22 protein-coding genes are annotated in these 24,507 nt (G+C 70.5%); 11 read left to right on the top strand and 11 right to left on the bottom strand.

Translation table 11 applies throughout. The annotated features are described in order from the left end of the window. Positions 1 to 89: 89 nt before the first annotated feature. Positions 90 to 656, top strand: a complete 567-nt coding sequence (locus ACTMTI_RS54720; protein WP_441129023.1) for a helix-turn-helix domain-containing protein — start codon at positions 90 to 92, stop codon at positions 654 to 656. Between the two features lie 196 nt (positions 657 to 852). Next, positions 853 to 2,079, top strand: a complete 1,227-nt coding sequence (locus ACTMTI_RS54725) for a S1C family serine protease (RefSeq protein ID WP_441129024.1) — start codon at positions 853 to 855, stop codon at positions 2,077 to 2,079. Between the two features lie 22 nt (positions 2,080 to 2,101). Here ACTMTI_RS54725 and ACTMTI_RS54730 read toward each other — a convergent pair whose 3' ends face one another. The 4 genes from ACTMTI_RS54730 to ACTMTI_RS54745 all read right to left on the bottom strand — a co-directional run bounded on the left by ACTMTI_RS54730 (position 2,102) and on the right by ACTMTI_RS54745 (position 4,931). Next, positions 2,102 to 3,490: a family 2B encapsulin nanocompartment shell protein gene (locus tag ACTMTI_RS54730; RefSeq protein WP_441129025.1), complete on the bottom strand. Its 1,389-nt coding sequence runs from the start codon at positions 3,488 to 3,490 to the stop codon at positions 2,102 to 2,104. Positions 3,491 to 3,627: 137 nt separating this feature from the next. Further along, entirely contained in the window at positions 3,628 to 3,903 is a 276-nt protein-coding gene (locus ACTMTI_RS54735) for a hypothetical protein (RefSeq protein ID WP_441129026.1), read from the bottom strand. Positions 3,904 to 3,993: 90 nt separating this feature from the next. Further along, positions 3,994 to 4,359, bottom strand: coding sequence for a hypothetical protein (locus ACTMTI_RS54740; RefSeq protein ID WP_441129027.1), 366 nt, complete (start codon positions 4,357 to 4,359; stop codon positions 3,994 to 3,996). Between the two features lie 5 nt (positions 4,360 to 4,364). After that, positions 4,365 to 4,931, bottom strand: coding sequence for a hypothetical protein (locus ACTMTI_RS54745; RefSeq protein ID WP_441129028.1), 567 nt, complete (start codon positions 4,929 to 4,931; stop codon positions 4,365 to 4,367). Positions 4,932 to 5,161: 230 nt separating this feature from the next. Between ACTMTI_RS54745 and ACTMTI_RS54750 the strand changes: the two genes are divergently transcribed. After that, positions 5,162 to 6,493, top strand: a complete 1,332-nt coding sequence (locus ACTMTI_RS54750) for a hypothetical protein (RefSeq protein WP_441129029.1) — start codon at positions 5,162 to 5,164, stop codon at positions 6,491 to 6,493. 51 nt (positions 6,494 to 6,544) lie between these two features. Here ACTMTI_RS54750 and ACTMTI_RS54755 read toward each other — a convergent pair whose 3' ends face one another. The 5 genes from ACTMTI_RS54755 to ACTMTI_RS54775 all read right to left on the bottom strand — a co-directional run bounded on the left by ACTMTI_RS54755 (position 6,545) and on the right by ACTMTI_RS54775 (position 12,530). Then, positions 6,545 to 7,939, bottom strand: coding sequence for a hypothetical protein (locus tag ACTMTI_RS54755; RefSeq protein ID WP_441129030.1), 1,395 nt, complete (start codon positions 7,937 to 7,939; stop codon positions 6,545 to 6,547). A gap of 150 nt (positions 7,940 to 8,089) precedes the next feature. Then, positions 8,090 to 9,385 (bottom strand): ABC transporter substrate-binding protein, encoded by a 1,296-nt coding sequence (locus ACTMTI_RS54760; RefSeq protein ID WP_441129031.1) that lies wholly within the window; start codon positions 9,383 to 9,385, stop codon positions 8,090 to 8,092. A 6-nt stretch (positions 9,386 to 9,391) separates the two neighbouring features. Further along, positions 9,392 to 10,813 carry a glycoside hydrolase family 43 protein gene (locus ACTMTI_RS54765; RefSeq protein ID WP_441129032.1) on the bottom strand — a complete coding sequence of 474 codons (1,422 nt, stop codon included), beginning with the start codon at positions 10,811 to 10,813 and terminating at the stop codon, positions 9,392 to 9,394. Beyond that, entirely contained in the window at positions 10,810 to 11,631 is an 822-nt protein-coding gene (locus ACTMTI_RS54770; protein ID WP_441129033.1) for a carbohydrate ABC transporter permease, read from the bottom strand. Before ACTMTI_RS54770 ends, ACTMTI_RS54765 begins: the two co-directional genes overlap by 4 nt. After that, positions 11,628 to 12,530, bottom strand: coding sequence for a carbohydrate ABC transporter permease (locus tag ACTMTI_RS54775; protein WP_441129034.1), 903 nt, complete (start codon positions 12,528 to 12,530; stop codon positions 11,628 to 11,630). Before ACTMTI_RS54775 ends, ACTMTI_RS54770 begins: the two co-directional genes overlap by 4 nt. A 187-nt stretch (positions 12,531 to 12,717) precedes the next feature. Between ACTMTI_RS54775 and ACTMTI_RS54780 the strand changes: the two genes are divergently transcribed. The 8 genes from ACTMTI_RS54780 to ACTMTI_RS54815 all read left to right on the top strand — a co-directional run bounded on the left by ACTMTI_RS54780 (position 12,718) and on the right by ACTMTI_RS54815 (position 22,187). Next, positions 12,718 to 13,731, top strand: coding sequence for a LacI family DNA-binding transcriptional regulator (locus tag ACTMTI_RS54780; protein ID WP_441129035.1), 1,014 nt, complete (start codon positions 12,718 to 12,720; stop codon positions 13,729 to 13,731). Between the two features lie 248 nt (positions 13,732 to 13,979). Continuing rightward, positions 13,980 to 14,504, top strand: coding sequence for a hypothetical protein (locus tag ACTMTI_RS54785; protein ID WP_441129036.1), 525 nt, complete (start codon positions 13,980 to 13,982; stop codon positions 14,502 to 14,504). 154 nt (positions 14,505 to 14,658) lie between these two features. Next, the gene (locus ACTMTI_RS54790; protein ID WP_441129037.1) at positions 14,659 to 15,231 is read left to right on the top strand and encodes an NADPH-dependent FMN reductase; all 573 of its coding nucleotides are present in this window, start codon (positions 14,659 to 14,661) and stop codon (positions 15,229 to 15,231) included. A 10-nt stretch (positions 15,232 to 15,241) separates the two neighbouring features. Further along, the gene (locus ACTMTI_RS54795; RefSeq protein ID WP_441129038.1) at positions 15,242 to 16,210 is read left to right on the top strand and encodes an ATP-binding cassette domain-containing protein; all 969 of its coding nucleotides are present in this window, start codon (positions 15,242 to 15,244) and stop codon (positions 16,208 to 16,210) included. Further along, positions 16,207 to 17,049: an ABC transporter permease gene (locus ACTMTI_RS54800; protein ID WP_441129039.1), complete on the top strand. Its 843-nt coding sequence runs from the start codon at positions 16,207 to 16,209 to the stop codon at positions 17,047 to 17,049. The genes ACTMTI_RS54795 and ACTMTI_RS54800 overlap by 4 nt, the downstream gene beginning before the upstream one ends. A 131-nt stretch (positions 17,050 to 17,180) precedes the next feature. Beyond that, positions 17,181 to 18,377 carry a cytochrome P450 gene (locus tag ACTMTI_RS54805; RefSeq protein WP_441129040.1) on the top strand — a complete coding sequence of 399 codons (1,197 nt, stop codon included), beginning with the start codon at positions 17,181 to 17,183 and terminating at the stop codon, positions 18,375 to 18,377. 37 nt (positions 18,378 to 18,414) lie between these two features. After that, entirely contained in the window at positions 18,415 to 21,705 is a 3,291-nt protein-coding gene (locus ACTMTI_RS54810) for an ATP-binding protein (protein WP_441129041.1), read from the top strand. Between the two features lie 230 nt (positions 21,706 to 21,935). Further along, on the top strand, positions 21,936 to 22,187 hold the full coding sequence (locus ACTMTI_RS54815) for a hypothetical protein (RefSeq protein WP_441129042.1): 252 nt from the start codon (positions 21,936 to 21,938) through the stop codon (positions 22,185 to 22,187). Between the two features lie 44 nt (positions 22,188 to 22,231). Here ACTMTI_RS54815 and ACTMTI_RS54820 read toward each other — a convergent pair whose 3' ends face one another. Then, on the bottom strand, positions 22,232 to 23,377 hold the full coding sequence (locus tag ACTMTI_RS54820; RefSeq protein ID WP_441129043.1) for a methyltransferase domain-containing protein: 1,146 nt from the start codon (positions 23,375 to 23,377) through the stop codon (positions 22,232 to 22,234). Between the two features lie 634 nt (positions 23,378 to 24,011). Then, entirely contained in the window at positions 24,012 to 24,356 is a 345-nt protein-coding gene (locus tag ACTMTI_RS54825) for a thioredoxin family protein (protein WP_441129044.1), read from the bottom strand. Positions 24,357 to 24,507: the final 151 nt, after the last annotated feature.

Raw genomic sequence — 24,507 nt, forward strand, 5'->3', positions numbered from 1 at the left:
CCCGCTACCACGACGTTCACATCCGACCGCCACCACACCAGCCTCATCTACCTGCGGAAACAGGATGGCGCTCTCTCTATAGTGAAACGGTGGATCTAGCGGCCTTGGGCAGGCACGTCCAGCAGCTCCGGCACGACCGGGGCATGACGCTCCAGCAGCTCGCCGACGCGGCCGACGTGAGCGTGAGCATGCTGTCCTCGGTCGAGCGCGGGCACAAGGCCCCGACCATCGTCGTGCTGGCCCGCATCGCCGACGGACTGGGCGTGCCCCTCGCCGAGCTGGTCGCACAGCCCGAGGACCGCCGCGTCATCGTGCGGCGCGCAGCCGAGCAGGAGAGCATCGACGAGCCCGGCGGATGGCACCGCGCCGTCCTCACCCCAGTGGTGCCCGGCGTGAACTTCGAATGGATCCGCACCACCCTGCCGCCGCACTGCGACGCGGGATGGTTCCCGGCCTACGCGGCCGGGTCCCACGAGTACATCGCCGTCGAATCAGGCAGCCTCCGGCTGACTCTCGGGGACAGGAGCATCGATCTGGACGCGGGCGACTCCCTCTACTTCGCCGCCGACGTCGAACACGCCTACGCCAACCCCGGCACGACACCCTGTACGTACTACGTCGCCGCGCTCATCATGCGCCCCCGCAAGAGCCGTTGACGCGCCCGAAACGTCCACGCCCGGCCCCGATCCCGTGCGGGCGCATGAATTTCTCCTTAATACCGGCCGCGGCGATCATGCGCTGCCAGCGGCGATAAGGCCGGCATCAGGGGGCGCGGGTTGCCGGGATCTTAGGCTTAAGCAGGACTTACCCGCCATTGATCACTCTTGTGTCAACGGGACGCTAGGAGATGACATGGACGCGAACGAGCCTCGCGAGAACAACGCCGGCGGCTGGAGCCAGTTCGGTGAGACCCCGCCCTCCCCTGGAGGCTTCACGCGGCCCAGCCCGGTGACGTCCCAGCTGCCGCCGCCCCCGCCGCCGCGGCGGCCGGGATTCGCGTTCACCAGGAAGGCGGTCGCCGGCCTCGCGCTGGCGGCCGTGACGATCCTGGGCGCGACGGCGCTCGGCGGCGGCGCCGTAGGTGCCTACCTCGCCGGCGGCACCGCCCAGCCGGTCGCGACCGCCCCTTCGACCAGCGTGAGCCCGGTCTTCCGCACGGTTTCCGACCAGCTCACGATCGCCCAGGTAGCGGAGAAGGTGCAGCCGTCGGTCGTGATGATCCAGGGGCAGAATGCCGAGGGCTCCGGCGTCGTGCTGTCGGAGGACGGCCTGATCCTCACCAACAACCACGTCGTGGCGGGGCAGAACGGCCTGACGGTGAAGTTCAGCGACGGCAAGACCGCCAAGGCGAGCGTGGTCGGCACCGACCCGGCGACCGACCTCGCCGTCATCCGGGCCGAAGGCGTGAGCGGGCTGGCCAAGGTCACGCTCGGGGACAGCGACCAGCTCAAGGTCGGCGACGAAGTGCTCGCCGTCGGCAGCCCGCTCGGCCTGGACGGGACGGTGACGTCGGGCATCGTCAGCGCGCTGGACCGGACGGTCACCGCCGGGAGCGGCCAGGACGACCAGCAGCTCCCGCCCGGCTGGAGCCAGCAGCAAACCGAGAGCCATACGACCACGCTCGGCGGCATGATCCAGACCGACGCGGCGATCAACCCCGGCAACTCCGGCGGCGCCCTCGTGAACGCGGCCGGCGAGCTGATCGGCATCAACAGCGCGGTGTCCGCTCAGGGCGTCAACCTGGGCTTCGCGATCCCCGTGAACACCGCCAAGCAGGTGTCCGAGCAGCTCATCAGCCAGGGCAAGGTGAGCCACGCCTACCTCGGCGTGAGCGTCGCCGACGCCACGGGCGACACGCCCGGCGCGCTGGTCCGTCAGGTGACCGCGGGCAGCCCGGCGGAGAAGGCCGGGCTGCAGCAGGGCGATCTCATCACCAAGATCGGCGACGTGCAGGTGGACGGCGGCGACACGGTCGTCGGCCAGGTGCGCGGGTTCAAGGTCGGCCAGCAGGTCGTGGTCACCTACCTGCGGGACGGCAAGGAGGACACCGTGACCATCACCATGGAGGAGAAGAAGTAGCGCCGGGCCGTGTATGCGGGGCCTAGGGTGCCGTCACGTCGACGTCCTCCAGGATCCCGATCGCGTCGGGGACCAGGATCGCCACCGAGTAGTAGGCGCTGACCAGGTACGACATCACGGCCTGGGCGTTGATGCCCACGAACCGGACGTTCAGCCCCGGCTTGTGCTCCTCGGGGATGCCGGTCTGGTAGAGGCCGACGACCCCTTGGTCGTCCTCGCCCGTGCGGAGGGCCACGATGGAGCTGGTGTGCTCCTTCGTGACCGGGATCTTGCCGCAGGGGAAGATCGGGATGCCACGCCAGGCCAGGACCTCGTGGCCGTTGACCTCGGCGCTGCCCGGGACCAGCCCGCGCTTGTTGCACTCCCTGGAGAACGCCGCGATCGCTCGGGGATGGGCGAGCAGCATGCGGGTCTTGCGGCGCCTGCTGATCAGGTCGTCCAGATCGTCCGGGGTGGGCGGGCCTGACCGGGGGTAGATCCGGCTGCCGTAGTCCGCGTTGTGCAGCAGCCCGAACTCGCGGTTGTTGAGCAGCTCCCACTCCTGTTGCTCGCGGATCTCCTCGATGGTCAGGCGCAGCTGCTGCTCGAGCTGGTTCATGGGCTCGTTGTAGAGGTCGGCCACGCGCGTGTGAACGCGCAGGATGGTCTGGGAGACGCTGAGGCCGTATTCGCGTGGCTCGAGGTCGTAGTCCACGAACGTGCCGTTGATCGCCGGCTCCCCCACGTGCCCGGACGCGATGTCCACCGCCGCCTCGCCGCGCCTGTTGACCGGCCTGCGGGTGCTCTCCAGATACCGCTCGACGTGCTCGCGCAGGGCGGGAGCCCCTTGCTCGATCCGCCGGAGCTCCGCCCACGGCGACACCAGGATCGTCCCGGCGGTGGCGGCCTTGATCGTGTACGGCCATCGGGCGTCCTGCCGCGCGAACGCGTCGTCGCCGAACTGGTCACCGTCCGCGATGACGCCGAGGGACCCCGTGGTCCCGTACTTGCCGGGGGACAGCCGTTCGAGACGGCCGTGGGCGATGACGTACAGCTCGGTGACCGGGGCGCCGGCCTCGACGATCACCTCGCCGGCCCGGACCTCGCGCGGCGTGAACGTCGCGGCGATGGCCGCCAGCACGTCACGGCCGGGGAAGCCGCGCAGCGCGGGCAGCTCCGTGAGCGTCTCGGGGATGATCCGCACATCGTCGGCCCCGCTCTGCGCCACGCTCACGCGCCCGCGCCCGACCTTGTGGGTCAGCCTGCGGTTCACCCGGTACGTGCCGCCGCGCACGTCGACCCAGGGCAGCATGCGCAGCAGCCAGCGGGAGCTGATGGCCTGCATCTGCGGCCGGGTCTTGGTGGTGGCGGCCAGGTTGCGTGCGGCGCGGGTGTCCAGGCTCAACCGCGTTTCCGTCGGCTCCGTGGGCATATGTCCTCGCGAGGTCTGGAGGGTGAAGGCTTCGCTACCGAAAGTAATCAGACAGGTACTTTAGGTAGAGTCTCCTGGCAGTTAGCAAAGGCTGGCGATCGCCATACCACGAACTCCCCCTCCGGAGCCTTGCCCGCTCAGGCGCCCAGGTCTCTGACGATGTTGTCCAGCCGATGTGCCAGGTTGTCGAGGAGCTGGTCGGTCAGGCCGCTCTCGGGAACCCGCGCCACGAGGTCCTCACGACGCGCGATGACGAGCCCCTTGTGGGCGTCGTCCACCTCGGCGCCGGGCAGGACGACGCAGTCGCCCCGGACGAAGACCAGCGTGGCGTCGGGGTCTTCGGAGGTCAGCAGCCGGCGTACGCATTCGCGGTCGATGAGCGACGTCACGGCTCCTGGCTGGTGCTGCTTCATGTGTGGCTCCTCGCTGGTTTTCGCGGGCGCCCCCGGCGGGAGCGCCTCCAAGCAGGGCGTTTACCCAGGTCGCGGAGGTGAAACCGGCATTCACCCGAACGTCGGCGGGCCGCCGTTCGAGCGCGACCGGCGCACGCCGAACACCACCAGGTACGTGGCCGCCGCCAGCGCCACGGCGGCGGGCGGGATCGCCAGCAGCGGCCGTCCGGCCAGCAGCGCCAGCACGGCCAGGAGCACCCCGGCGAGCAGCGTGAGCCCGACCGCCAGCAGGCGCACGCTGAGCGCGTTCGACGGCTGCGGCGACTGTGCCCACTCCCCCTTGCCGCCGCCGGCCACGTCCGGCACGCCGGTCTCGCTCACCACTCCGGAGCGGCTGACCTCCTCGGGAGGCGGCGGCTCGCGCAGCACGGGAGCGAAGAACTCATCATCGGAATCGTCGCTGTTTCGCCTGTTCATCGCCTTCACCTTCCGAGGCCGTCCAGCTCGCGCAGGAAGGGTGTGACCGCGGCGTTGAGCTCTGCCACGAGCGCTTCGAGCGAGGCCTGGGCGTCGTCGAGGTTGGGCAGCCCTTCCGCCCGCGCCCGGGTGGGCGTCGGCAGCCCGTCCGCTGCCAGCGGCACGCGCAGCTCAAGAGTGCTCAGCGCGGTCCGCCGCTCGTACGGCGGCGTCACGTACGCCGGCCCGTCCCCGTCCTGCCGCTGCCAGCCCGACCATCCCTCGGGGAGCCGGACCGGGGCCGGGGCGGCGAGCTCGACCACGGCGAGCGGGCCCGGCGCCTCCTCCGGACGGTGACAGGTCGCGTCCAGCACCCGCGGATGGCTCAATACGTACGGCGATTCGGCCACCGGCCGGGTGGCCACCTCCCATGCGCTCAGCGCGAAGTGCAGCGGGTCCAGTGTGACGCCGTTCGCGGCAGGTTCCCCCTCACCGGCCGCGAACGCATGCCGCCACCTGCGCAGTTGCTCTCCGTACCGGGCCTGCGTGCCTTCGTGCGCGGCGTCGATCCAGAACGCCTGCGTGCTTGCCATGCGCTTCCCCCGAAGCCCCGGCCTCGCTCGATGCCGTCAGCCTTCGATCTTCATGACGCGAGGGACGCGAAGTGTTCCCCCTCGTGCGACTCACCGCGCCACTACCCCCGCGTCTGCCCGCAAACGTACGCCGGCGAGCGCTGCGATCCGCCCGCGCCGGAGTACGCGCGTCGCCGCCACCCATCACACCCTCTCGATTACTCTGAGTGACAGAAAGGGAGGGATCGCGCATGGCGCAGGAACCGACGATCGACGTCGAGATCAAATCGCGGACGGTCGCGAGCAACCTGACGCAGGAGCAGGTCCAGCGGATCGCGAGCGCGTTCGGCGAGCAGCGGGTGTGGTTCGCGACCCCGCCGGTCCGCGAGGGCGAGGCGGCCACCCCGGACGACCGGTGGGAGCTGGTGGGCGACAAGCCGCATCTGGGTCACCTCGCCACCGGCCGGGCCAACGTCTACCTGGCGCAGGGACACTCCACGCTGGTCAGGCCGCTGATCTTCGCTGACGGATTCGGCTACGGGCCGAGCGACCTGGACGCGTTCTGGCGGCGCGGCAACGCCCCCTACGACACGGGCGTCCCCGGCCTCCTGGACCAGCTCCGGACGATGGGCATCGACGTCGTGCTGCTCGGCTTCGACCAGCGGCAGACGTACATCCAGGCCAACGCCGCCGTCGCGGTCGCCTGCGTGCTGCGCGCCTTGGCGGCGCGGCGCGGCGCCTGCCCGCTGGTCGTCGGCGGGGTCAGCCTGGGCGGCCTGATCACCCGGTACGCCCTCGCCCGCATGGAGAGCGAGCGCGTCGACCACCAGACCGTCAAATACTTCTCCTACGACACCCCGCACCTCGGCGCCTGGATCCCGCTGGTGTTGCAGCAGCTGGCCTACCTCCACGAATCGCTCCATCCCCGGCGCGACGGGGCCGGGCAGGCCGAGCTGATCCGCAGCCCCGCCGCGCAGCAGCTCCTGTGGGGCTGGGTCGAGAGTGCCTGCCACTCCGGCCTGGTCACCGCCAGCCCGCTGCGCAGGGACTTCCTGCACGATCTGCGCAAGGTCGGCTGGTTCCCGATGCGCCCGTACAAACTGGGCCTGGCCAACGGGACCGGCGACGGCCGCGGGCCCGACCTGCCGCCCGGCACGCCGGTCCTCGACCTGGGCAAAGGGCCGCTGCAGCTCGTCGCCCGCATCCAGCCGGAGCTGGGCGAGCTGCGGAACATCGGCGCGATCGGCTTCGGCGAGCCGGTGTGGACCAGCGCGACCTCGTACGTGGCCGCGTTCGACGGGGCGCCGGGCGGCACGCTGGACACGTTCGGCATGGTCGCCGACGCGATGGGGATCCCGATCGAGGACCGCTTCCGCGCCGGCTGCTTCGTCCCGTCCATCAGCGCGATCGCGCTGGCCAGGGACCCGCTCCAGTGGCAGTCCGACCTGTACGCCGACCTGCGCCGGCTGCCCAAGGACGAGACGTTCCTGGACGCGTTCTGCTGCGACACCGGCAACCACCCGCATGGCGGCGTCTCCAAGGCCCTCGCGGAGTGGTTCGTCAGGCAACTGGCCGGCTGGTGAGCGAGAGAGTGCCGGCTCGCGCGGCCGAGCCGGCACTCGTCGCCTCAGCGGCTATCCCCGGTGCACGATCAGGAGCTGGTCGCGGGCGGCGTTCCGGTCGCGGAAGGCGATCGCGGCGGGAGCCTCGGCGCTGTGGTGCGCGGGCAGCCGCTCGTTGTCGCTCCAGTTGGAGCCGTCGAAGGTGGTGCACCACAGGCTCTGGTCCGACGCGCCGCGGTGGACGCAGTAGAGCCGGTCCCGGTAGACGGCCAGGGCCGGGCCCTCCGCGGCGAAGTGGCCGGGCAGCCGCTGGTCGGCGCTCCAGTTCGTGCCGTCCCAGCGGGTCCACCACAGCGAGGTGTCCTGGCCGCCGCCCCGGTGCACGCAGTAAAGGTGGCCACGGAACACCGCGAGCGCCGGGTTGGAGCGGGTGGTGTGGTTCGGGAAGCGCTGGTCAGGGCTCCAATTGGCGCCGTCCCACCGGGTCCACCACAGGTTGTCGTCGCCGCTGCCCCGGTGCACGCAGTAAAGCTGCCCGTCGTAGGCGGCCAGCGCCGGGCTGCTCGCACTGACGTGGCCGGGCAGCTTGGCGTCCGGCGTCCAATCCGCGCCGTCCCACCGGGTCCAGAACAGGCTGTCGTCCCCGCTGCCCCGGTGCACGCAGTAAAGCTGCCCGTCGTACGCCGCCAGAGCCGGGCCGGCGTCGCTGACGTGGCCGGGGAACCTCTGGCCCGCGCTCCAGCCCTCCTCCACGTCGTAGACCGTCCACCACAGGCCGGCATCGTCGGCGTCGCCGCGGTGGGCGAGGTACAGGCGGTCCTTGTACTCCGCGACGGCCGGGCCTGAGCCCGAGAACACGAACCGCTGGTCCTCGCTCCATCCCTCGCCCGGCTCGTGGACCGTCCAGCGCAGCTTGGCCGCGTTCGCGGACGCGGCCAAGCGGGCGGGGGCCAGCGTGGCGGGCGCGGTCCACGGCGAGACCAGCTTGACCCCGTACGGCCGGGCGATCTGACCGATCCAGCGGGCGTTGTTCTTGGCCGACCCCTCGACGATCGGCGTCAGCCAGGCGCCCAGCACGACGCCGGTGATCTCGCCGATCAGCACCGAGATCTCGGCTGCCTGCACCGCGGCGGTCTCGTTGAGGTGGATCTCGAACCCCCACCACCGGGAGACCGGCCAGACGTCGGCGTCCAGTGCCCGCAGCTCGGCCTGGAGCTTGCGGACGCGATCGGCGTCCTTGGCGTCGAGGGCGGCGATCTGCCGCTCGCTCTCCCGCTTGGCCGCCAGCCACTCCGCCTCGACGGCCGCGCGGGTGGCGAGGTGGTCCTCCTCCAGCAGTTCGGTCTCGACGGCCAGATCCACCGCCGCGGCGGCCACCGGGTCGTCCTGGGCGTGCAGCAACGGCTCCTCGGCCGCAGTGCCTACCTCGGCGGTCTCTGTCCGGTCTGCCCGGATCTCATCGGTCATTCCAGCCCCCTGGTTTTGCGAACGTGCGGGCGGCCGGGTGAGGGGCCCGCACGATGCATTCATGCACGAACTGACACATGGTAACTATGTGTGTTGGCATGATTACTGAGAGACTGGGCGGTGGACGGGGTAAAGCTACTTTTGCCGGGTTCAGCCGTGCCGCTTCTTGTACGCGACCTGCGCCTCGGTGAGCCGGGCGGCGAACTGCTCCAGGAAGTCCTTGGCGCTCAGCTGGCCGAGCAGCACCTTCTGGAACAGCGGCTCCGCCCACGTCTTGGTGATCTCATTGAACTCCGGCAGGTGGTAGGGCATCTGGATGACCTTCGTCGCCGGGTCGTTCATCACCCGCTGCGCCTCCTTGATGTGCTCGGCCTGGCTGGGCGGCACGTCGGTGTTGGCCGGGATGACGCCGCTCTTCTCGGCGATGTAGCCGGCCATGTCCTTGGCGGCGAAGAACTCGGCGAGCTTGAACGCGGCCTCCTTGTTCTCGCTCGCCGAGAACACGCCGACGCCGCTGACCGGGTTGGACAGCACCGCCTGGACGCCGGAGTCGGACTTGGGCACGGAGACGGAGGCCACCTTGTCCGGGCCGAGCGCCTTGATGTGGTCCTGGTAGGAGCCCAGGTTGTGCTGCATGATGGCGATGCTGCCGGCGGTGTCGAACTGGGCGACCATCTTGACGTAGTCGTTCTGCAGGTCGCCCTCGGGCGTGTTCTTCTTGTAGAGCCCGGCGTACTTCTCCAGCGCCGTCACGTTGCGCGGATCGTTGATCGTGGCCTTGCCCGCGGCGTCGAAGAACTCCGTGACCCCGGACTGGCCGTACACCGCCTCCAGCATCTGGGCGATGGAGCCCGACCCGCCGCGGATGGTGAAGCCGAACCGGTTCTCTCCGGGCTTGGTCAGCTTCTCCACAACGGTAAAGAACTCCTGCCACGTCTTCGGCGGCTCCAGCCCAGCCTCCGTGAACCAGTCCTTGCGGTACCAGAACGCGCCCGCGTTCGTGGAGATCGGGATGATGTACGCCTTGCCGTCCGGCACGACGTTCTTGACGGTCGTCATAAGCGCCGGGTTGAACTTGCCGTTCAGCGCCGGGTTGGCGGCGATGCGCGTGTCCACCGGTTCGAGGGCCTTCTGGGCGACGAGGTTGCCCAGCCCGGAGGTCGCGATGTCGGCCACGTCGGGCGTGCCGCCGCCGGCGATCGCCGTGTCGATCTTCTGCGGGGCCTGCGCGATCGGGATGCCCACGTAGTTGACGTCGATCCCGGGGTTGGCCTTCTCGAACTCGGCGATCGCGTGCTGCCAGATCGGCGTGCGGGCGGGCCCGGCGTTGGTGTCCCAGAAGGTGATCTCGGTCTTGCCGCCGGAGCCCGCGTCGGAGCCGCATCCGGCCAGCACGGCCGCGGCCAGGAGCGCCACGGCCGCGGCGGCCGGCAGACGTCGTGTCATAGCCCTCTACCTCTTCTCGATGTCCACAGTGAACGCGTCGAAGATCGCCTGACCGGTCCCGTCGCCCGCGGCGAACAGGCCGATGACGGCGCCGACCCACCGGCCCTGCGTGGCCTGGAAGGGCGTGCCCACCTCGCGCAGGCCCGCCCCGGTGTCGGCCAGGAACGTGACGAGCGCGCCGTCGCCGACGCGCGCGCCGACGGTGACGGGAGCGCTTTCGACGGGCACGGGCGTGGCGTCCCCGCACACGAGGACCGGCCCGTCCGGGGTGCTCTCCAGCCCGACGTAGGCGTAGGTGTCGCCGAGCACGACCAGGCCCGCCCGGCCCTCGCCGTCGAGGGTGAACGTGGTGGTGACGGCGCAGGGATCGCCGGGCAGCCGCTGCCCGAGCACGTCAGGACGCTGCCTGAGGTCCTCCGGTCCCGGCACGCAGGCCAGGCGCAGCCTCCCGTCGCGCAGCTCCCACGCGGACGGGCCGGGATTGGCCTGCCAGCTCCACTGCAGCCCCAGCTCGGGTCCGGCGAAGTCGTCGGAGGTCGCGGGCGCGCTCGGCGTGCCGCCGGGAACCGGCACGCGGCCGCCGGACACCGGCTCGCCGTCCGCGCCCATGACCGGCCAGCCGTCGTTCCACGTCATGGGCTGCAGGTGCACGAACCTGCCGTAGGGGCCGCGGTCCTGGAAGTGCATGAACCAGTGCTCGCCCGACGGGGTGTCCACCCAGCCGCCCTGGTGCGGGCCGTTGACGTCGGTGCTGCCCTGCTCCAGCACGATGCGGTCCTCGTACGGGCCGAAGATCGATTCCGCCCGGAACACCGACTGCCAGCCCTGCTCCACACCGCCCGCCGGCGCGAAGATCCAGTACGCGCCGTCGCGCTTGTACAGCTTGGGACCCTCCAGCGTGCTGTAGCCCGGCAGCAGGTCGGCGTCGATGATCAGGGTGCCCTCGTCGAGCACCTTCCCCGCGTCCGGCGACATGCGGTGCAGCGTGAGCCGGTTCTTCACGCCGGCGCGGCTCTTCGCCCAGGCGTGCACCAGGTACGCCTGCCCGTCGTCGTCCCACAGCGGGCACGGGTCGATGAGGCCCAGGCCCTCCTTGATCACGTGCGGTTGGGTCCACGGCCCCCGGGGATCCTCGGCGCTCACCACGTAGATCCCCACGTCGGGGTCGCCGTAGAAGATCCAGAACCGGCCGTCGTGGTGGCGCAGCGCCGGCGCCCACACCCCGCAGCCGGGTCGTACGTCGTCGTAGCCGCTGGTCACGGCATGCCCGATGATCGTCCAGTTGACCAGGTCGCGCGAGTGCAGGATCGGCAGCCCCGGCACCTTGGTGAAGGTGGAGGCCGTCAGGTAGAAGTCCTTCCCCACGCGGATGACGTCGGGGTCGGACCAGTCGGCGTTGAGCACGGGGTTGCGGTAGGTGGCGGTCATCCCTTCACCGCCCCGGCGGACAGCCCCTGGACGAGGTAGCGCTGGATGAAGGCGAAGACGATCACGACGGGCAGTGCGGCGACCACGCCGCCGGCGGCGAGTGCGCCGAAGTCGACGCTGTTCTCGCCGAGGTTGTAGGCCAGGCCCACGGGCACGGTGAATTTCTCCTGATCGTTGATGAACATGAGGGCGAAAAGGAAGTTGTTCCAGCTGTGGATGAAGGCGAACGAGCCGACCGCCACCAGCGCGGGGCGCAGCAGCGGCAGCACGATGGCCAGGAAGCCACGCAGCCGCGAGCAGCCGTCCACCCAGGCCGCCTGCTCCAGCTCCTGCGGGATGTTCCTGATGAAGCCGCTGATGAGGATCAGGGAGAGCGGGAGCTGGAAGACCGTCTCCGCGATGACGAGGCTCCACAGCGAGTTGGTCAGCGACAGCGTCCGGAAGATCTCGAACAGCGGGATGATCATCAGGGCGCCGGGGATGAACTGCGTGCACAGCATGCCGACCATGAACGCGGCCCGGCCGCGGAAGGCGTAGCGGGCCAGGGCGTACCCGCCGGCCAGGGCGACGACCGTGGTGGCGACCAAGGAAGCGAGGCCGACGAGCAGGCTGTTCTGGAAGAAGACGGCGAACCCCATCCCATTCCAGACCGTGTCGAAATGCTCGAACGTGATCGGCCACGGGAGCATCGACATGGAGCCCCTCGGCCGGAACGCGAAGACCAGCATCCAGTAGAACGGCACCAGCGTGAACAGCAGGTACAGCGCCAGCGGGACGTAGATCTGCCACCGCGACACCCGGCTGCCCCGCGCCGTCATGACTTGGCTCCGAACTTGCTCAGGCGCAGGTAGGCGATGGAGAAGAAGGTCAGGATCAGGAAGGCGACCGTGGTCAGCGCGGTGGCGTAGCCGAAGTCGTGGGACTGGGCGGCCAGCGAGGCCACGTACAGCGGGAGCGTGGTGGTCTGGTGGGCGGGGCCGCCGCCGGTCAGCGTGTAGAGCAGATCGACGTTGTTGAACTCCCAGACCGAGCGCAGCAGTGTGGACAGGATGATCGCGTCCCTCAGATGTGGCAGGGTGATGTGGCGGAACCTGCGCATGCGGCTCGCGCCGTCCACGGCGGCGGCCTCGTACAGGTCCTTCGACACCGACTGCAGGTCGGCCAGGAGCAGGATGGCGAAGAACGGCACCCCGCGCCACAGCTCGGCCAGCACCGCGGCCCAGAACACGGTGCCGGGGTTGGCCAGCGGCGCGGCCCCATACTCCATCAGGCCCATGTCGGCCAGGTAGCGCGACATGCCGGTGAAGGGGTTGTAGAGCAGGACCCAGATGGCGGTGGTGAGCACGCCGGAGACCGCCCACGGCGAGAAGACCAGCGCCCGCGACAGCGCGCGGCCGACGAAGCTCTCATTGACGATCAGCGCGAGCGCGAGCCCGAGCAGGAACTGCAGCGTGACCTCGACGACCACCCATTTGAGGCTGAAACCGAGGCTCTGCCAGAAGATCGGATCCTCGAACAGCAGCGTCCGGAAGTTGTCCAGCCCGGCGAAGCCGTTGTCCCAGGGCTTGGTCACGTTGTAGCGCTGGAGGCTGTAATAGACCACGCTGCCCATCGGGTAGACGAGGAACCCGAGCATCGCGATCACCGATGGGGCGATCAGCACATAGGGTGTGAGCGCCCCTGCTCGCCGTGGTCTTGGATGGGGGGCGACGGCCACGTGTCTTGACTCCTTCGCGGGGGCGCCGGGGGCTTGCAATCGGTTGCAGGAAACCCTGCGTCAGCACGTACGTAACGTCAATGGCACAGACCGCGCCCGGTCCCTCCATCAGCGCAAACGCCGAAATCTCGAAATTTTCGCTGCTTTGGCCTGGCCTTATGCGGGCGATGCGGAGGAAAGTGAAGACATGACGGCCGAGGACCCGCCCCAGCCGCTGCCGAAGCTGGCAGTCATCGCCCGCGAGGCGGGCGTGTCGGTTGCAACCGTTTCCAAAACGCTGAACGGCAGGTCCGACGTCTCCGCCCACACCCGCCGCCTGGTCGGCGAGGTCCTGGAACGGCGCGGCTATCCCCGGCAGCGGATCAAGCCCGCGCGGGGCAGCCTGGTCGACGTCATGCTGCAGCGGCTGGACTCGGTGTACGCGCTGGCGATCCTCGGCGGCGTGGAAGAGGCGGCCTGGCGGATGGGCGTGGACCTGGTGGTCTCGGCCGTGGTCGCCCGGACCAAGAACGGCCAGCCGCCGCCCGCCTGGCTGGACCGGCTCAGCGCCCGCGACAGCGCCGGCGTGCTGCTGGTGCGCACGCCGCCGACCGCCACGCAGCGGGCGTGGCTGGCCGACCACGGGATCCCCGCGGTGATCGTGGACCCGCGGCGCAAGCCCCCGCGCGGCGTTCCCGTCGTCGTCTCGGCCAACCGGGCCGGCGCCAGAACCGCCATCGAGCACCTCATCGGCCTGGGGCACGAGCGCGTCGCCATCGTCACAGGCCGCCCCGGGGTGCCGTGCGCCGCCGAGCGGCTGGCCGGCTACCGCGACGCCATGGCCGCGGCCGGGCTGCGGATCGATCCGCGGTGGGAGGGGTGCGGCTACTTCCAGAGCGAGGGCGCCCTGCGGGCGACGCGCGAGCTGCTGGCCGCGCTCCCCGAGCCGCCGACCGCCGTCTTCGCCTGCTCGGACCCGATGGCCGTCGGGGTCTGCCAGGCACTCGGCGAGCGCGGCCTGCGCGTGCCCGACGACGTGAGCGTCGTCGGCTACGACGACTCATGGGCGGCGGCGAACGCCACGCCCGCGCTGACGACGGTCCGCCAGCCGTGGCCCGAGCTGGGCGCCGCCGCCCTGTCCGCGCTGCTCTCCGGTGACCCGCCGGCGCGGACGGAGCTGGCCACGACCCTCGTCGTCCGCTCCAGCACCGCTCCGGCGTGAGAGCTTCAGCCGGGGCGCGCGCCCGGATCCTGAGAAAGCACCCGGCGAAAGACTGAGAATCACGTAAGAGAAATCCAGTGGTGCAGGTCACTGACCCCAGGTCAGGGGCTTGTCCGCACTCATCCAATCCAAAAGATCGTGACATGCTGCTCTTAGATTCGGCGAGCAGAGTCTTCGGCGTGGGGATGACCTTCGGGAGCTGAACGCAGGTGTTCGGCCAGGTTCATCCCGGATTGGATCCACGACCAGTGCGCTTCGCCAAGCCCCTCACCGTGGCCCTCACCGCCGCCGCCCTGATGGCCCTGCCGCTCTCCGGCGCGGCCTTCGCCGCCGCCCCCGCGCCGGAGTCCACCGCCAGCCTCGCGACCGGGAAGCCGACGGTGCTCAAGACCCCGCAGCCGGCGCGTTCGCACCCCACCGAGACCAAGATCGTGCGGGAGAAGGAGATCGACCGCAAGGACGACGCGCGTAAGAGGGTCTCGCTCACGGTGTCCGTTGACCCGAGCCATGTGCGCGCCGGCGGCTCCTACGGCGTGACGATCGTCGCCAAGGGCGTCTCCTCGGGCACGGCCACGATCACGAGCCCCGAGGGCAAGAGTTACCGCGTCGCCCTCTCCGGAGGCCGCGCCACCAAGACCCTGACCGTGCCGTCCAATGCCAAGTCCGGCAACAAGACCGTGACCGTCAAGGTCGGCAACAAGGTCGCCACCGACTCCTTCACCGTGGTCGGCGGCCGCGACCAGCGCGACGACCGCCGCCACGACGGCAAGTAGCAGCCGGCCGGCGATTCCGTAAGCCACCCCGCCGAGCACCGACCCAAGGTCCCCTCCCCATGGCCGGTCCCGGCGGGGCTCACACCCAGAAAGCCCGCTAGATCCGATCTAGCGGGCTTTCTCGCGCCTTGGAGGTGAGGAAGGGGGGCACGCCATGGCGTACGGCGCGTTGCGGGTGGCGGTCATCGTCGGCAGCACCCGGGTCGGCCGCGTCTGCGACACGGTCGGGCAGTGGTTCGCCGAGCGGGCAGGCCGCCGCGACGACCTCGCCGTGGAGGTGCTCGACCTGGCCGGCTACGCCTTCCCTGGCCGCTATCCGGATGAGGCGACGCCGGACATGCGGCGCTTCGCCGCGGCGATCGGCGGCGCGCAGGCGTTCGTCGTGGTCACCCCCGAGTACAACCGCAGCTTCCCCGCCTCGCTCAAGCAGGCGATCGACTTCGCCTACGACGAGTGGCGGGCCAAGCCGGTCGGGTTCGTGGCCTACGGCTCGGGCTCTGCCGGGCTCCACGCGGTCGAGCAGCTCCGTACGGTCTTCTGCGCCCTGCACGCCGTGACCATGCCCGGCTGGGTGGGGTTCGACCTGCTCGGTGACGAGATCGACGAATGCGGGCGGCCCCGCGACACCGACCACCGCCTGCGCGCGATCGGCGCCCTGCTCGACCAGCTCTCCTGGTGGGGGCGGGCACTACGCGCGGCCCGCGACGCGCACCCGTACGTCTCGTGAGAGGAACACCATGGGCGATCTAGCCATCGAAACGTCAGGACTGGTCAAGACCTTCGGCGACACCCGTGCCGTCGACGGCCTCGACCTCAAGGTGCCGACCGGCGCCGTGTACGGCGTGCTCGGCCCCAACGGCGCGGGCAAGACGACCGCGGTGCGGATGCTGGCCACGCTGCTGCGGCCGGACGGCGGCCAGGCGACCGTGTTCGGGCACGACGTGGTGCGGGAGGCGGACGCCGTACGCAGCCGGGTGAGCCTGACCGGCCAGTACGCCTCCGTGGACGAGGAGATGACCGGCAGCGAGAACCTGATCCTGCTGGGCCGCCTGCTCGGCCACCGCAAGCCCGCCGCCAGGGAGCGGGCGGCGCAGCTGCTGGAGGCGTTCGGGCTGACGGAGGCCGCGGGGCGGCAGGTGAAGACGTACTCGGGCGGCATGCGGCGGCGGATCGACATCGCGGCCAGCATCCTCAACACGCCCGACCTGCTGTTCCTGGACGAGCCGACCACCGGTCTCGACCCGCGTAGCCGCAACAACGTCTGGGACATCGTCCGCATCGTCGTCGCCCACGGCACGACCGTGCTACTCACCACCCAGTACCTGGAGGAGGCCGACCGGCTGGCGAGCCGCATCGCGGTCATCGACCACGGCAGGGTCATCGCCGAGGGCACGCCCGGCGAGCTGAAGTCGTCCGTCGGCGCGGGCTCGGTCCACGTACGGCTGCGTGACCCGGCCGCCCGGCCCGACGCCGAGCGCCTGCTGGCCGAGACGCTGGACGCACCCGTCTACCTGGAGGCGGACCCGGTCGCCCTGACCGCCCGCATCACCGGCAGCGGCAACGAGGCGGCGCAGGCCTCGCGCGCCCTCGGGCGGCTGGCCGACGCCGGCATCGTCGTCGACGACTTCTCCCTCGGCCAGCCCAGCCTGGACGAGGTCTTCCTGGCCCTCACCGATCACCGCGCCACCGAGGAGACGGCAGCATGAGCACGACCACCGAGAGCGGCACCACGTACGCACCCGCGGCCGAGAGCCTCGGCACGGTCCTGGCGCCGGGGGTGAAACCGCCGCGGCCGAGCGCGTGGTCGGCGTCGGTCACGTTCGGCTGGCGGGCGATGTTGAAGATCAAGCACGTGCCCGAGCAGCTCTTCGACGTGACCGCGTTCCCGCTGATGATGACGCTGATGTTCACGTACCTGTTCGGCGGCGCGCTGGCCGGGTCGCCCACCGAGTACCTGCAGTTCCTGCTGCCGGGCATCATGGTGACGAGCGTCGTGATGATCACCATGTACACCGGTGTGGAGGTCAACAAGGACATCGAGAAGGGTGTCTTCGACCGCTTCCGCACGCTGCCGATCTGGCGTCCCGCGACCATGGTCGGCTACCTGCTGGGCGACCTGCTGCGGTACACCATGGCCTCGATCGTCATCCTGCTCGTCGGGCTGGTCCTGGGCTTCCGTCCGCAGGGCGGGCTCGGCGGGGTGGCCGGCGGGATCCTGCTGCTGCTGGCGTTCTCGTTCGCGTTCTCCTGGTTGTGGACCATGTTCGGACTGCTGCTGCGCAGCGAGAAGTCCGTGATGGGGGTCAGCATGCTGGTGCTGATGCCGCTGACCTTCCTGAGCAACGTCTACGTCGATCCGGCCACCATGCCGGGGTGGCTGCAGGTGTTCGTGAACGCGAGCCCGATCACCCACCTGGTGAGCGCCGTACGGTCGATGATGGCGGGCACTCCGGACACGGGTGAGGTCACTTGGGTGCTGGTGTCCGCGGTGGTGCTCATCGCGGTGTTCGGGACGCTCACCATGCGGCTGTACAACCGGAAGTAGGGACCGTTGATGGCCTCTTCGGGGTAGAGCGGAGTGGGCCCGAGCCTCTTGTTGATTGAAGATCGCACTAGAGGAGACCCTCCTGCGTTGTTACGGTGGACGCCACAACAACGATCTTCAAGGGGAGTCCCATGACCGAGTCCTCGGTGATGCCGCTGCACATGCGGCGGGTGGGGTTCGACCCGGCTCCGGAGCTGGGAGCGGCGCGTGACGAGGAAGGGGTCAAGCTCGTCAAAACCGTGTTCGGCGCGGACGCCTGGCTCGTGACCCGATACGCGGACGTGCGGGAGGTGCTGGGCGACGCCGAGCGTTTCAAGATCGCCCCGCAGACCCTGGCCAGGCTGCCCGGAGCGCCGGAGATGACCGAGGAGCAGCTCGCCAAGCTCAACGCGGGCAACCTCCTCGGCGTCGACCCGCCCGAGCACACGCGGCTGCGGCGCATGCTCACCCCGGAGTTCACCATCCGCCGGATGCGGCGGCTGGAGCCGCGGATCAAGCGCATCATCGACGACCACCTGGACGCGATGGAGGCCGCCGGGTCCCCGGCCGACCTGGTGTCGTCGTTCGCGCTGCCGATCCCCTCGCTCGTGATCTGCGAGCTGCTCGGGGTCCCGTACGCCGACCGCGCGGGCTTCCAGCACCGCACCAGCAGGATGCTGGACATGAGCGTGCCGGCCGAGGAGCGGATGATGCTCCAGTTCGAGGCGCGCATGTACATGGAGGACCTGGTCCGGCACATCCAGGCGGACCCGGGCGAGGACCTGCTCGGCATGCTCGTACGCGAGCACGGCGACGACCTGACGACCGACGAGCTCATCGGCATCGGCAGCCTGCTGCTGTTCGCCGGGCACGAGACCACCTCCAACATGCTCGCCCTGGGCACGCTCGCCTTGCTGCGCCATCCCGAGCAGCTCGAGCTCCTCAAGAAGGAGCCCGAGCGGATCGACGGCGCGGTGGAGGAGCTGCTGCGCTGGCTGAGCATCGTCCACTCCGGCACCACCAAGGTCGCCACCACCCGGGTCGAGCTCGGCGGCCGTACCATCGAGCCCGGCGACCTGCTGATCTGTGCCCTGCCCGCGGCCAACCGCGACCCGGCGCTGCTGTCCGACGCGGACTCGCTGGATCTGGTCCGCGGCACGCCCGGGCACGTCGCGTTCGGGCACGGCGTACACCACTGCCTGGGTGCCCCGCTCGCCCGCATGGAGCTGCGGATCGCCTTCCCCGCGCTGCTCCAGCGCTTCCCGGGGTTGCGCCTCACCGACACCGAGCCGCAGTTCCGCTCCTTCTTCGTGGTGTACGGCCTGACGTCCCTCGAGGTGGCCTGGTAGCCAATTCGTCGGTCCCGGCGGATAACGTGCAAGCGTCATGCCTAACGACGTCGCGACGCACGACCTCATCGGCAGGGAGCACCCGGCCGCGCTGCTGCGTGCCGAGATCGCCCGGCTGATCGGCAGCCACGGCGGCCTGGTGCTGGTCACCGGCGAGGCGGGCATCGGCAAGACCACGCTGGTCACCAGCGCGGCCAGGGAGGCCAGGCAGCAGGGCGCGCTGGTGGTGGGCGGCGCGTGCTGGGACTCCGGCAGCGCGCCCGGTTACTGGCCGTGGACTCAGGTCTTCCGCGCCCTGCGCCGCGGCGCAGGGCGCGAGGAGTGGGCGGCGGCCGAGGAAGCGGCGGGTGACAGCCTCACCGCCCTCCTCGGCGAGACGCGCAGCGGCCCGCCACCGCCCGGCGACGCCCAGGGCAGACAGCCGTCGATCATCGACGGTCAGAGCGCTCAGGCTCTCGGCACCTTCCGGCTCTACGACGCCGTCACCTCCGCCCTGGTCGCGCTGTCGCAACACCGCCCCGTGGTGATGGTCATCGACGACCTGCACGTGGCCGACCCGGCCTCACTGCGGCTGCTGGAGTTCGCAGCCCAGCAGACCTGGTTCGAGCGGCTGCTGTTCGTCGGCACCTACCGCGACGCCGAGGTCGAGCCGGTCGACCACCCGCTGCGCGACCTGCTGGCCCCGCTGGTCGCCAGGGCGACCACCATCACGCTCACCGGACTCGACCAGGAGGGCGTGGCGGCGCTCATGGCGCGCACCGCCGATCGCGAGCCGCCGCCCGATCTGGTCGCCGAAGTCCACCTGCGCACCGGCGGCAACCCGTTCTTCGTCGAGCAGACCGCCAGGTTGTGGCGCAGCGGCGGCTCGGCCGGCGCCGTCGCGCCTGGCGTGCGTGACGCGCTGCTGCGCCGGCTGTCCCTGCTGCCGCGGCCGGTGGCCGAGTTGCTGCCCGCCGCGGCCGTGCTGGGGCGCGAGTTCCATCGGCAGGTGCTCGCCGCCGCCATCGCCGCCCCGGTCGCGCACGTGGACCGGCTGCTGGAGCTGGCCGTGGTCGCCAGGCTGGTGACGACCCAGGGCGGCGGCGTGTTCGCCTTCGCGCACGACCTGGTGCGCGAGACCCTCTACGACTCCCTGGACGACCCGCGCGACCTGCACGCCGCGGTCGTCACCGCCCTGGAACGCGCGCCGGACCTCGCGGGCAAGATCCGCCCAGGCGACCTGGCGCGGCACGCCTACCTGGCCGGCGATCGCGTCGACCCGGGCCGGGCGAGCGACCTCCTGCTCGCGGCGGCCCGGGACGCGCGGGGCCGCATGGCGAACGAGGAGCAGCTGAGCCACCTGCGCCGGGCCTACGACCTGAGCGCCGCCGCCGGGCCGCGCACGCACGCGATGGTGGCCCTGGAGCTGGGCAAGGAGCTGCATCACTGCGGTGCCGGCGACGAGGCGCTACGGCTGTTCAAGGAGGCCGCCGCCATTGCCCGCGATCTCGACGACCCCGAGCTGCCCGCCCGTGCCGCGCTGATCCTCTACTCCCACTACGGCCCGGCCAAGGCGCTGGAGGAGCTGCGTGACGCCCACGCCAGGCTGGCCGGCCACCCGGTGCCGGACGAGCGGCTGGCCCTCGACCTGGTCGTCCACCTCGCCAGAATGGCCAGGCGGGGAGGCGACGACGACGCGCTGGCGTTCAGCCTGTGGGCACACCACGACATCATCTGGGGGCCGGGCACGGCGAGGGAGCGGATGTCGCTGACGGGCGAGCTGATCGAGCTGGCGCGGCGGACCTCCGACCCTGAGCTGGAGCACTTCGCCAGGGCGCTGCGCTGGGTGGCCCTGATCGAGCAGGGCGACCCCCGCTACCTCGATCAGTTCCACGAATACGTCGCCAAGGGCCGGCGCACCGAGCAGCCGCATTTCGTCATGACCGCGGCGATCGACGAGAGCATCGTCGCAGCTCTCGCCGGGCGCTTCGCCGAGGCGGAGTCCCTGCTCCCGCAGATCCGGCTGGACGGCCGGCACGGGCACTTCGAGTTCATGCTCAAGCACCACCGCTGGGCGCTGCTGTGGCTGCAGGGCAAGGTGGCGGATCAGGAGAAGGTGCTCGACGAGCTCAGGGGCACCCAGCACCCGTGCGCCGGGGTGCTGGAGGCGCTGACGGCGCTGCAGGGCGGCGACCTCGACCTCGCGCTGCGCCGCCGGGCCGACGGAGAGCCGCGCGACCGCATGTCGCAGCCGCTGTGGCTGCGTTTCCAGGCCGAGCTGGCGGCGGCCACCCAGGACCCGGAGCAGTGTGCCGCGGCTCGGGCCGGGCTGGCGCCGCATCGGGGGCAGTGGGCGGTGGCGCTGCTGGGCTGGGACGTCAGCGGCCCGTACGACTTGTGGCTGGCCATGGTGGACGCGGCGGAGGCCCGGTGGGAGGAGGCCGTGAACGGCTTCAGCGCCGCCTATCGCTCAGCCGACCGGATGCGGGCACGACCGTGGTCCGTGCTGGCCCGGGCCGGCTTGGCCGAGGCGCTGTTCGCCCGCGCCCGGCCCGGTGACGCGGAGGCGGCGGAGGAGCTCCTGGAGGGCGTCCGGCGGGAGGCGGCCGAGCTGGGCATGCGTCAGGTGCTGGAGTCCGTACGACCGACGCGTCCCGTACCGGCCGCCCCGCCGCGGCCCGAGCTGCCGAGCGCCTCCGACCAGGGCAACGCGCTGGTGCTGCCGGGAGACAACTGGCCGATCGGCGCCGACTCAGCCGGGGAGCTGGTAGGAGCGCACGGCACCGGGCGGGACGTCAGGAGCGCTGGTGAGTTCCGGCGAGACGGGGCGGTCTGGTCGCTGACGTTCGCGGGCCGGTCCGTACACATGCCCGACGCCAAAGGCCTGCGCGATCTGCACACCTTGCTCAGCCTCCCCGGCCAGGACGTGCCCGCCGTACGCCTGCTCGACCCGGAAGGCGGCGAGCTGGTGGTGGCGGCCCGCCGGATGGGTGGCGACGAGGTGCTCGACGAGGAGGCCAAGAGCCGCTACCGGCGCCGCCTGGCCCGGCTGGACGAGGAGATCGACCGGGCCGTGGAGCTCGGCGACGACCGGCGGGCGGCCGAGTTCGACCGGGAGCGGGCGGCGCTGCTGGAGGAGCTGCGGGCAGCGGCGGGGCTCGGCGGACGCACACGCCGCCTGGGCGACGAGGCGGAGCGTGCCCGCAAGACGGTCACGGCCCGGATCCGGGACGTGCTCCGCAAACTCGACCACGCCCACCCTGAGCTCGCCGCCCACCTGCGCCTATCCGTCTCCACGGGATCCACCTGCCGCTACCGGCCGGGGGACGAGATCACCTGGCGCCTCTGAACGGCTTGCCGCTCCCATGCCTCGGCACTGGTGGCCGCCCGAACGACCTCCGCCTCCGGGCCTAAATTGAACTGCCCTCACATTTTCTTCGTATTTCTAAGCAAACCCCGCAAAGGTACATGTGAGGTGGCACTATCAGCAGCACCACAGCAGCGGGCCAAATTGAGCAAAATGCAGCTCTACTCGGCGTACTCCGTCGCGCGCTTCTGTCCCTGAACGTCTCCGCCGTTGTGATCAACGTGATCCGCCTCGACATGAAGAATGCGGCACCTCGCTACATCGACCGCAAGCCCGCCGTACTGGAGATTCGCGGCGGGGATGGCGCGTTGCGAGCACGAGTGGAGATCGTCGGCGACGGGGCAGAGCGCGTGTACCTGGTGCGGCCGATGGGACGTGCCGAGGCACCCCGTTTTCCGATCGGCGCGCATGAGGAGGCTGCGATCTACCTGCACAGCGTCGTACGAGGCTGGCGGGCGCTGTGACGTCGTCGTCCAACAAGAATCCCGGGCTCGACGCTGAGCCACTGTCACAGGTGGCGTGCGGGGGAATCCAGCCAGATCCGCTGCCCATGGGGTGTGACCGTCATCCCGAACCGGTCGCGGCCGGGTGAGCCCCAGCTCACCCACCGGAAGAAGGCGTCGGTCACCTCATCCCACAGGGGCCGGGCGCCGACCTGGTAGACGTCGTATTCCACGGTGTCCGGGCGCCACTTCACCGTCGCCCACGCATGGGGGTCCGCGGGATCGGACACCCATAGCCGATACAGCTCCCCGTCCTCGTCGCGATCGGCGGCGCCTTCGGAGGTCAGTCCGGTCAGCGCGGCGATGGTCAGATGCGCCCCGGCCGGGGCGAAGGCGATCGTGCGCGGGTCGATACGGGTGGTGAGGTAGTGCTTGTCCTCGGGCCCTTGCGCCGGCTGGTCTTCGGGGTCGCGTTGAGACCGCATCATCATGTAGTCGGCGAAACCCGGGAAGCGGCCGTACGCCGTGCCGTCCGGCGTGACGATCAGCCGCAGCTCGTGGCCGACGCCGAAGCCCGGGCAGAACGGCAGCACGATGATCGCGCCGGGCCGGGTCTGCTGGATCCAGGCGTACGGCACCTGGCGAATGCCGCAGGCGACATGCACCCGATCGTACGGCGCTCCTTGCGGGCATCCGGCCGCACCGTCCTGGACGAGCAGGAGCGGGTTGGCGCCGACGTCGCTCAGGTTCTTGGCGGCCTGGCGTGCGACGTGCGGGTCGACTTCCAGGGAGGTGACGCTGCCGTGCTCACCGGCCAGGTGCAGCAGCAACGCGGCGGTCCAGCCGGTGCCGGTGCCGATCTCCAGGACGTGGTGGCCAGGCTCGACGTCGAGCAAGTGCAGCAGGCTCGCCACGGTGCTGGGCGCGGATGCCGAGGAGGTGTAGTCGCCCGACCCGGTGGCGAGGTCGGTGACCCCGTCGTCGAGCTGGGTGACGATGCTGGTGTCGCTGTAGACCGCATCCCACCAGGCGGCGGGATCGGCGTCGCGGTCGATGAGGCGGGCGTCGGCGCCGCTGCAGGCCAGACCGATCGGCGGGATGAACTCGTGGCGGGGGATGGCGCGGAAGGCGGCACGGACGCGCGCATCGCACGAAACGATGACGCTGATCTCGCCGATCAGGGCCTCGGTCCGCTTCGCGATGTCGATCATTTCTTGGGGTCGCCGCCGTTGTTGCCGCCGGCATTGCCTCTGCCACCGCCGTGCCTGCCTCCACCGGCTCGGCCGTCCGGGTGAGGCTTTCCGGGCTTGAGAGGTTCGTCCTTCTTCGGGCCGCCGCCGTGCTTACCACCCATGTGATCTCCTGCCATCAGCCGAAAGCTCATTGTGAGCGTACGATTACTCAAAGGCTTCAGCAATGGCGGCTTCCGCTCCGCATCTATCACCCAGGGGCGCCCTCATGGCCTTCGCCATCAAGGGACGGCGGCTTGCGTCTACCGCATGCGAAGGCGCGCGGGTTCCGAGAATCCTGGATGCGTACGTATGGGAACCCGCTCGCCGGTGGCGGCAGTATGGCACTTCCACGATGGGGTTCCCGCGACCCGTCCTTCTGAGCTTGGCAGGTGCTGGCACGCACGTGCTGCACCGGTCACGAAGCCCTGAGGAGAGAGGCAGCGGCGCGTCACCCCGCTCGCCGACCGGCGCCTTCGGGACGGATTCACCTGCTCCTGACCGGCCGCCGTGGAAGACGCACGCGTCCAGCTGGCGCGGGCCGAGGAGTTCGCGCGGACGTTGCGCGAGCGGGTGCAGTGGAGCCAGGGTGCCGAGGTCAAGAATGAGTCGGCCCTCACCCCAAACTGGTGGTCTCGGACGAGCCGCTCGCTGTCAGGATGCGGCACAGGTCGGCGACGGTAGGGGCACCGTCTGCGGTGCCATCGGCGTGGCGGTAGAGCCTGCAGGACAGGCTGGGTACAGCGCCGTCGTGGGCGAACGGGTCGACGCCGTCCAGCAGGAGGGTGGGCGAGCCTGTCATTCCCTGCCGGATGGCCTCGTCCGCGTCATGCGCCTCGATCCATTCCACCGGCACAGCCCGGCCTTGGAGGGCCTCGGTGATCCGCTCGCGGACGAGCGGGGCGTTCGGGCAGTCGGGCACGGTCAGCACCGTGACGCGCGTCGTCTCGGACTGGTTCATGGTGGACACCTCTTCCACACCTGGTTCCTTGCTGTGTCTGGACGGTAGACCTTCCAGTGCGCTGGAAGGTCAAGGGCTAGTGTCATGCGCCTGAAATTCGTCGGCAATATTTAGCGAGGGATTCGAGGATCTCTTCGGCGGTCTTGGTCCA

The organism is Nonomuraea sp. H19, assembly GCF_052068215.1.
Lineage (GTDB): Bacteria > Actinomycetota > Actinomycetes > Streptosporangiales > Streptosporangiaceae > Nonomuraea.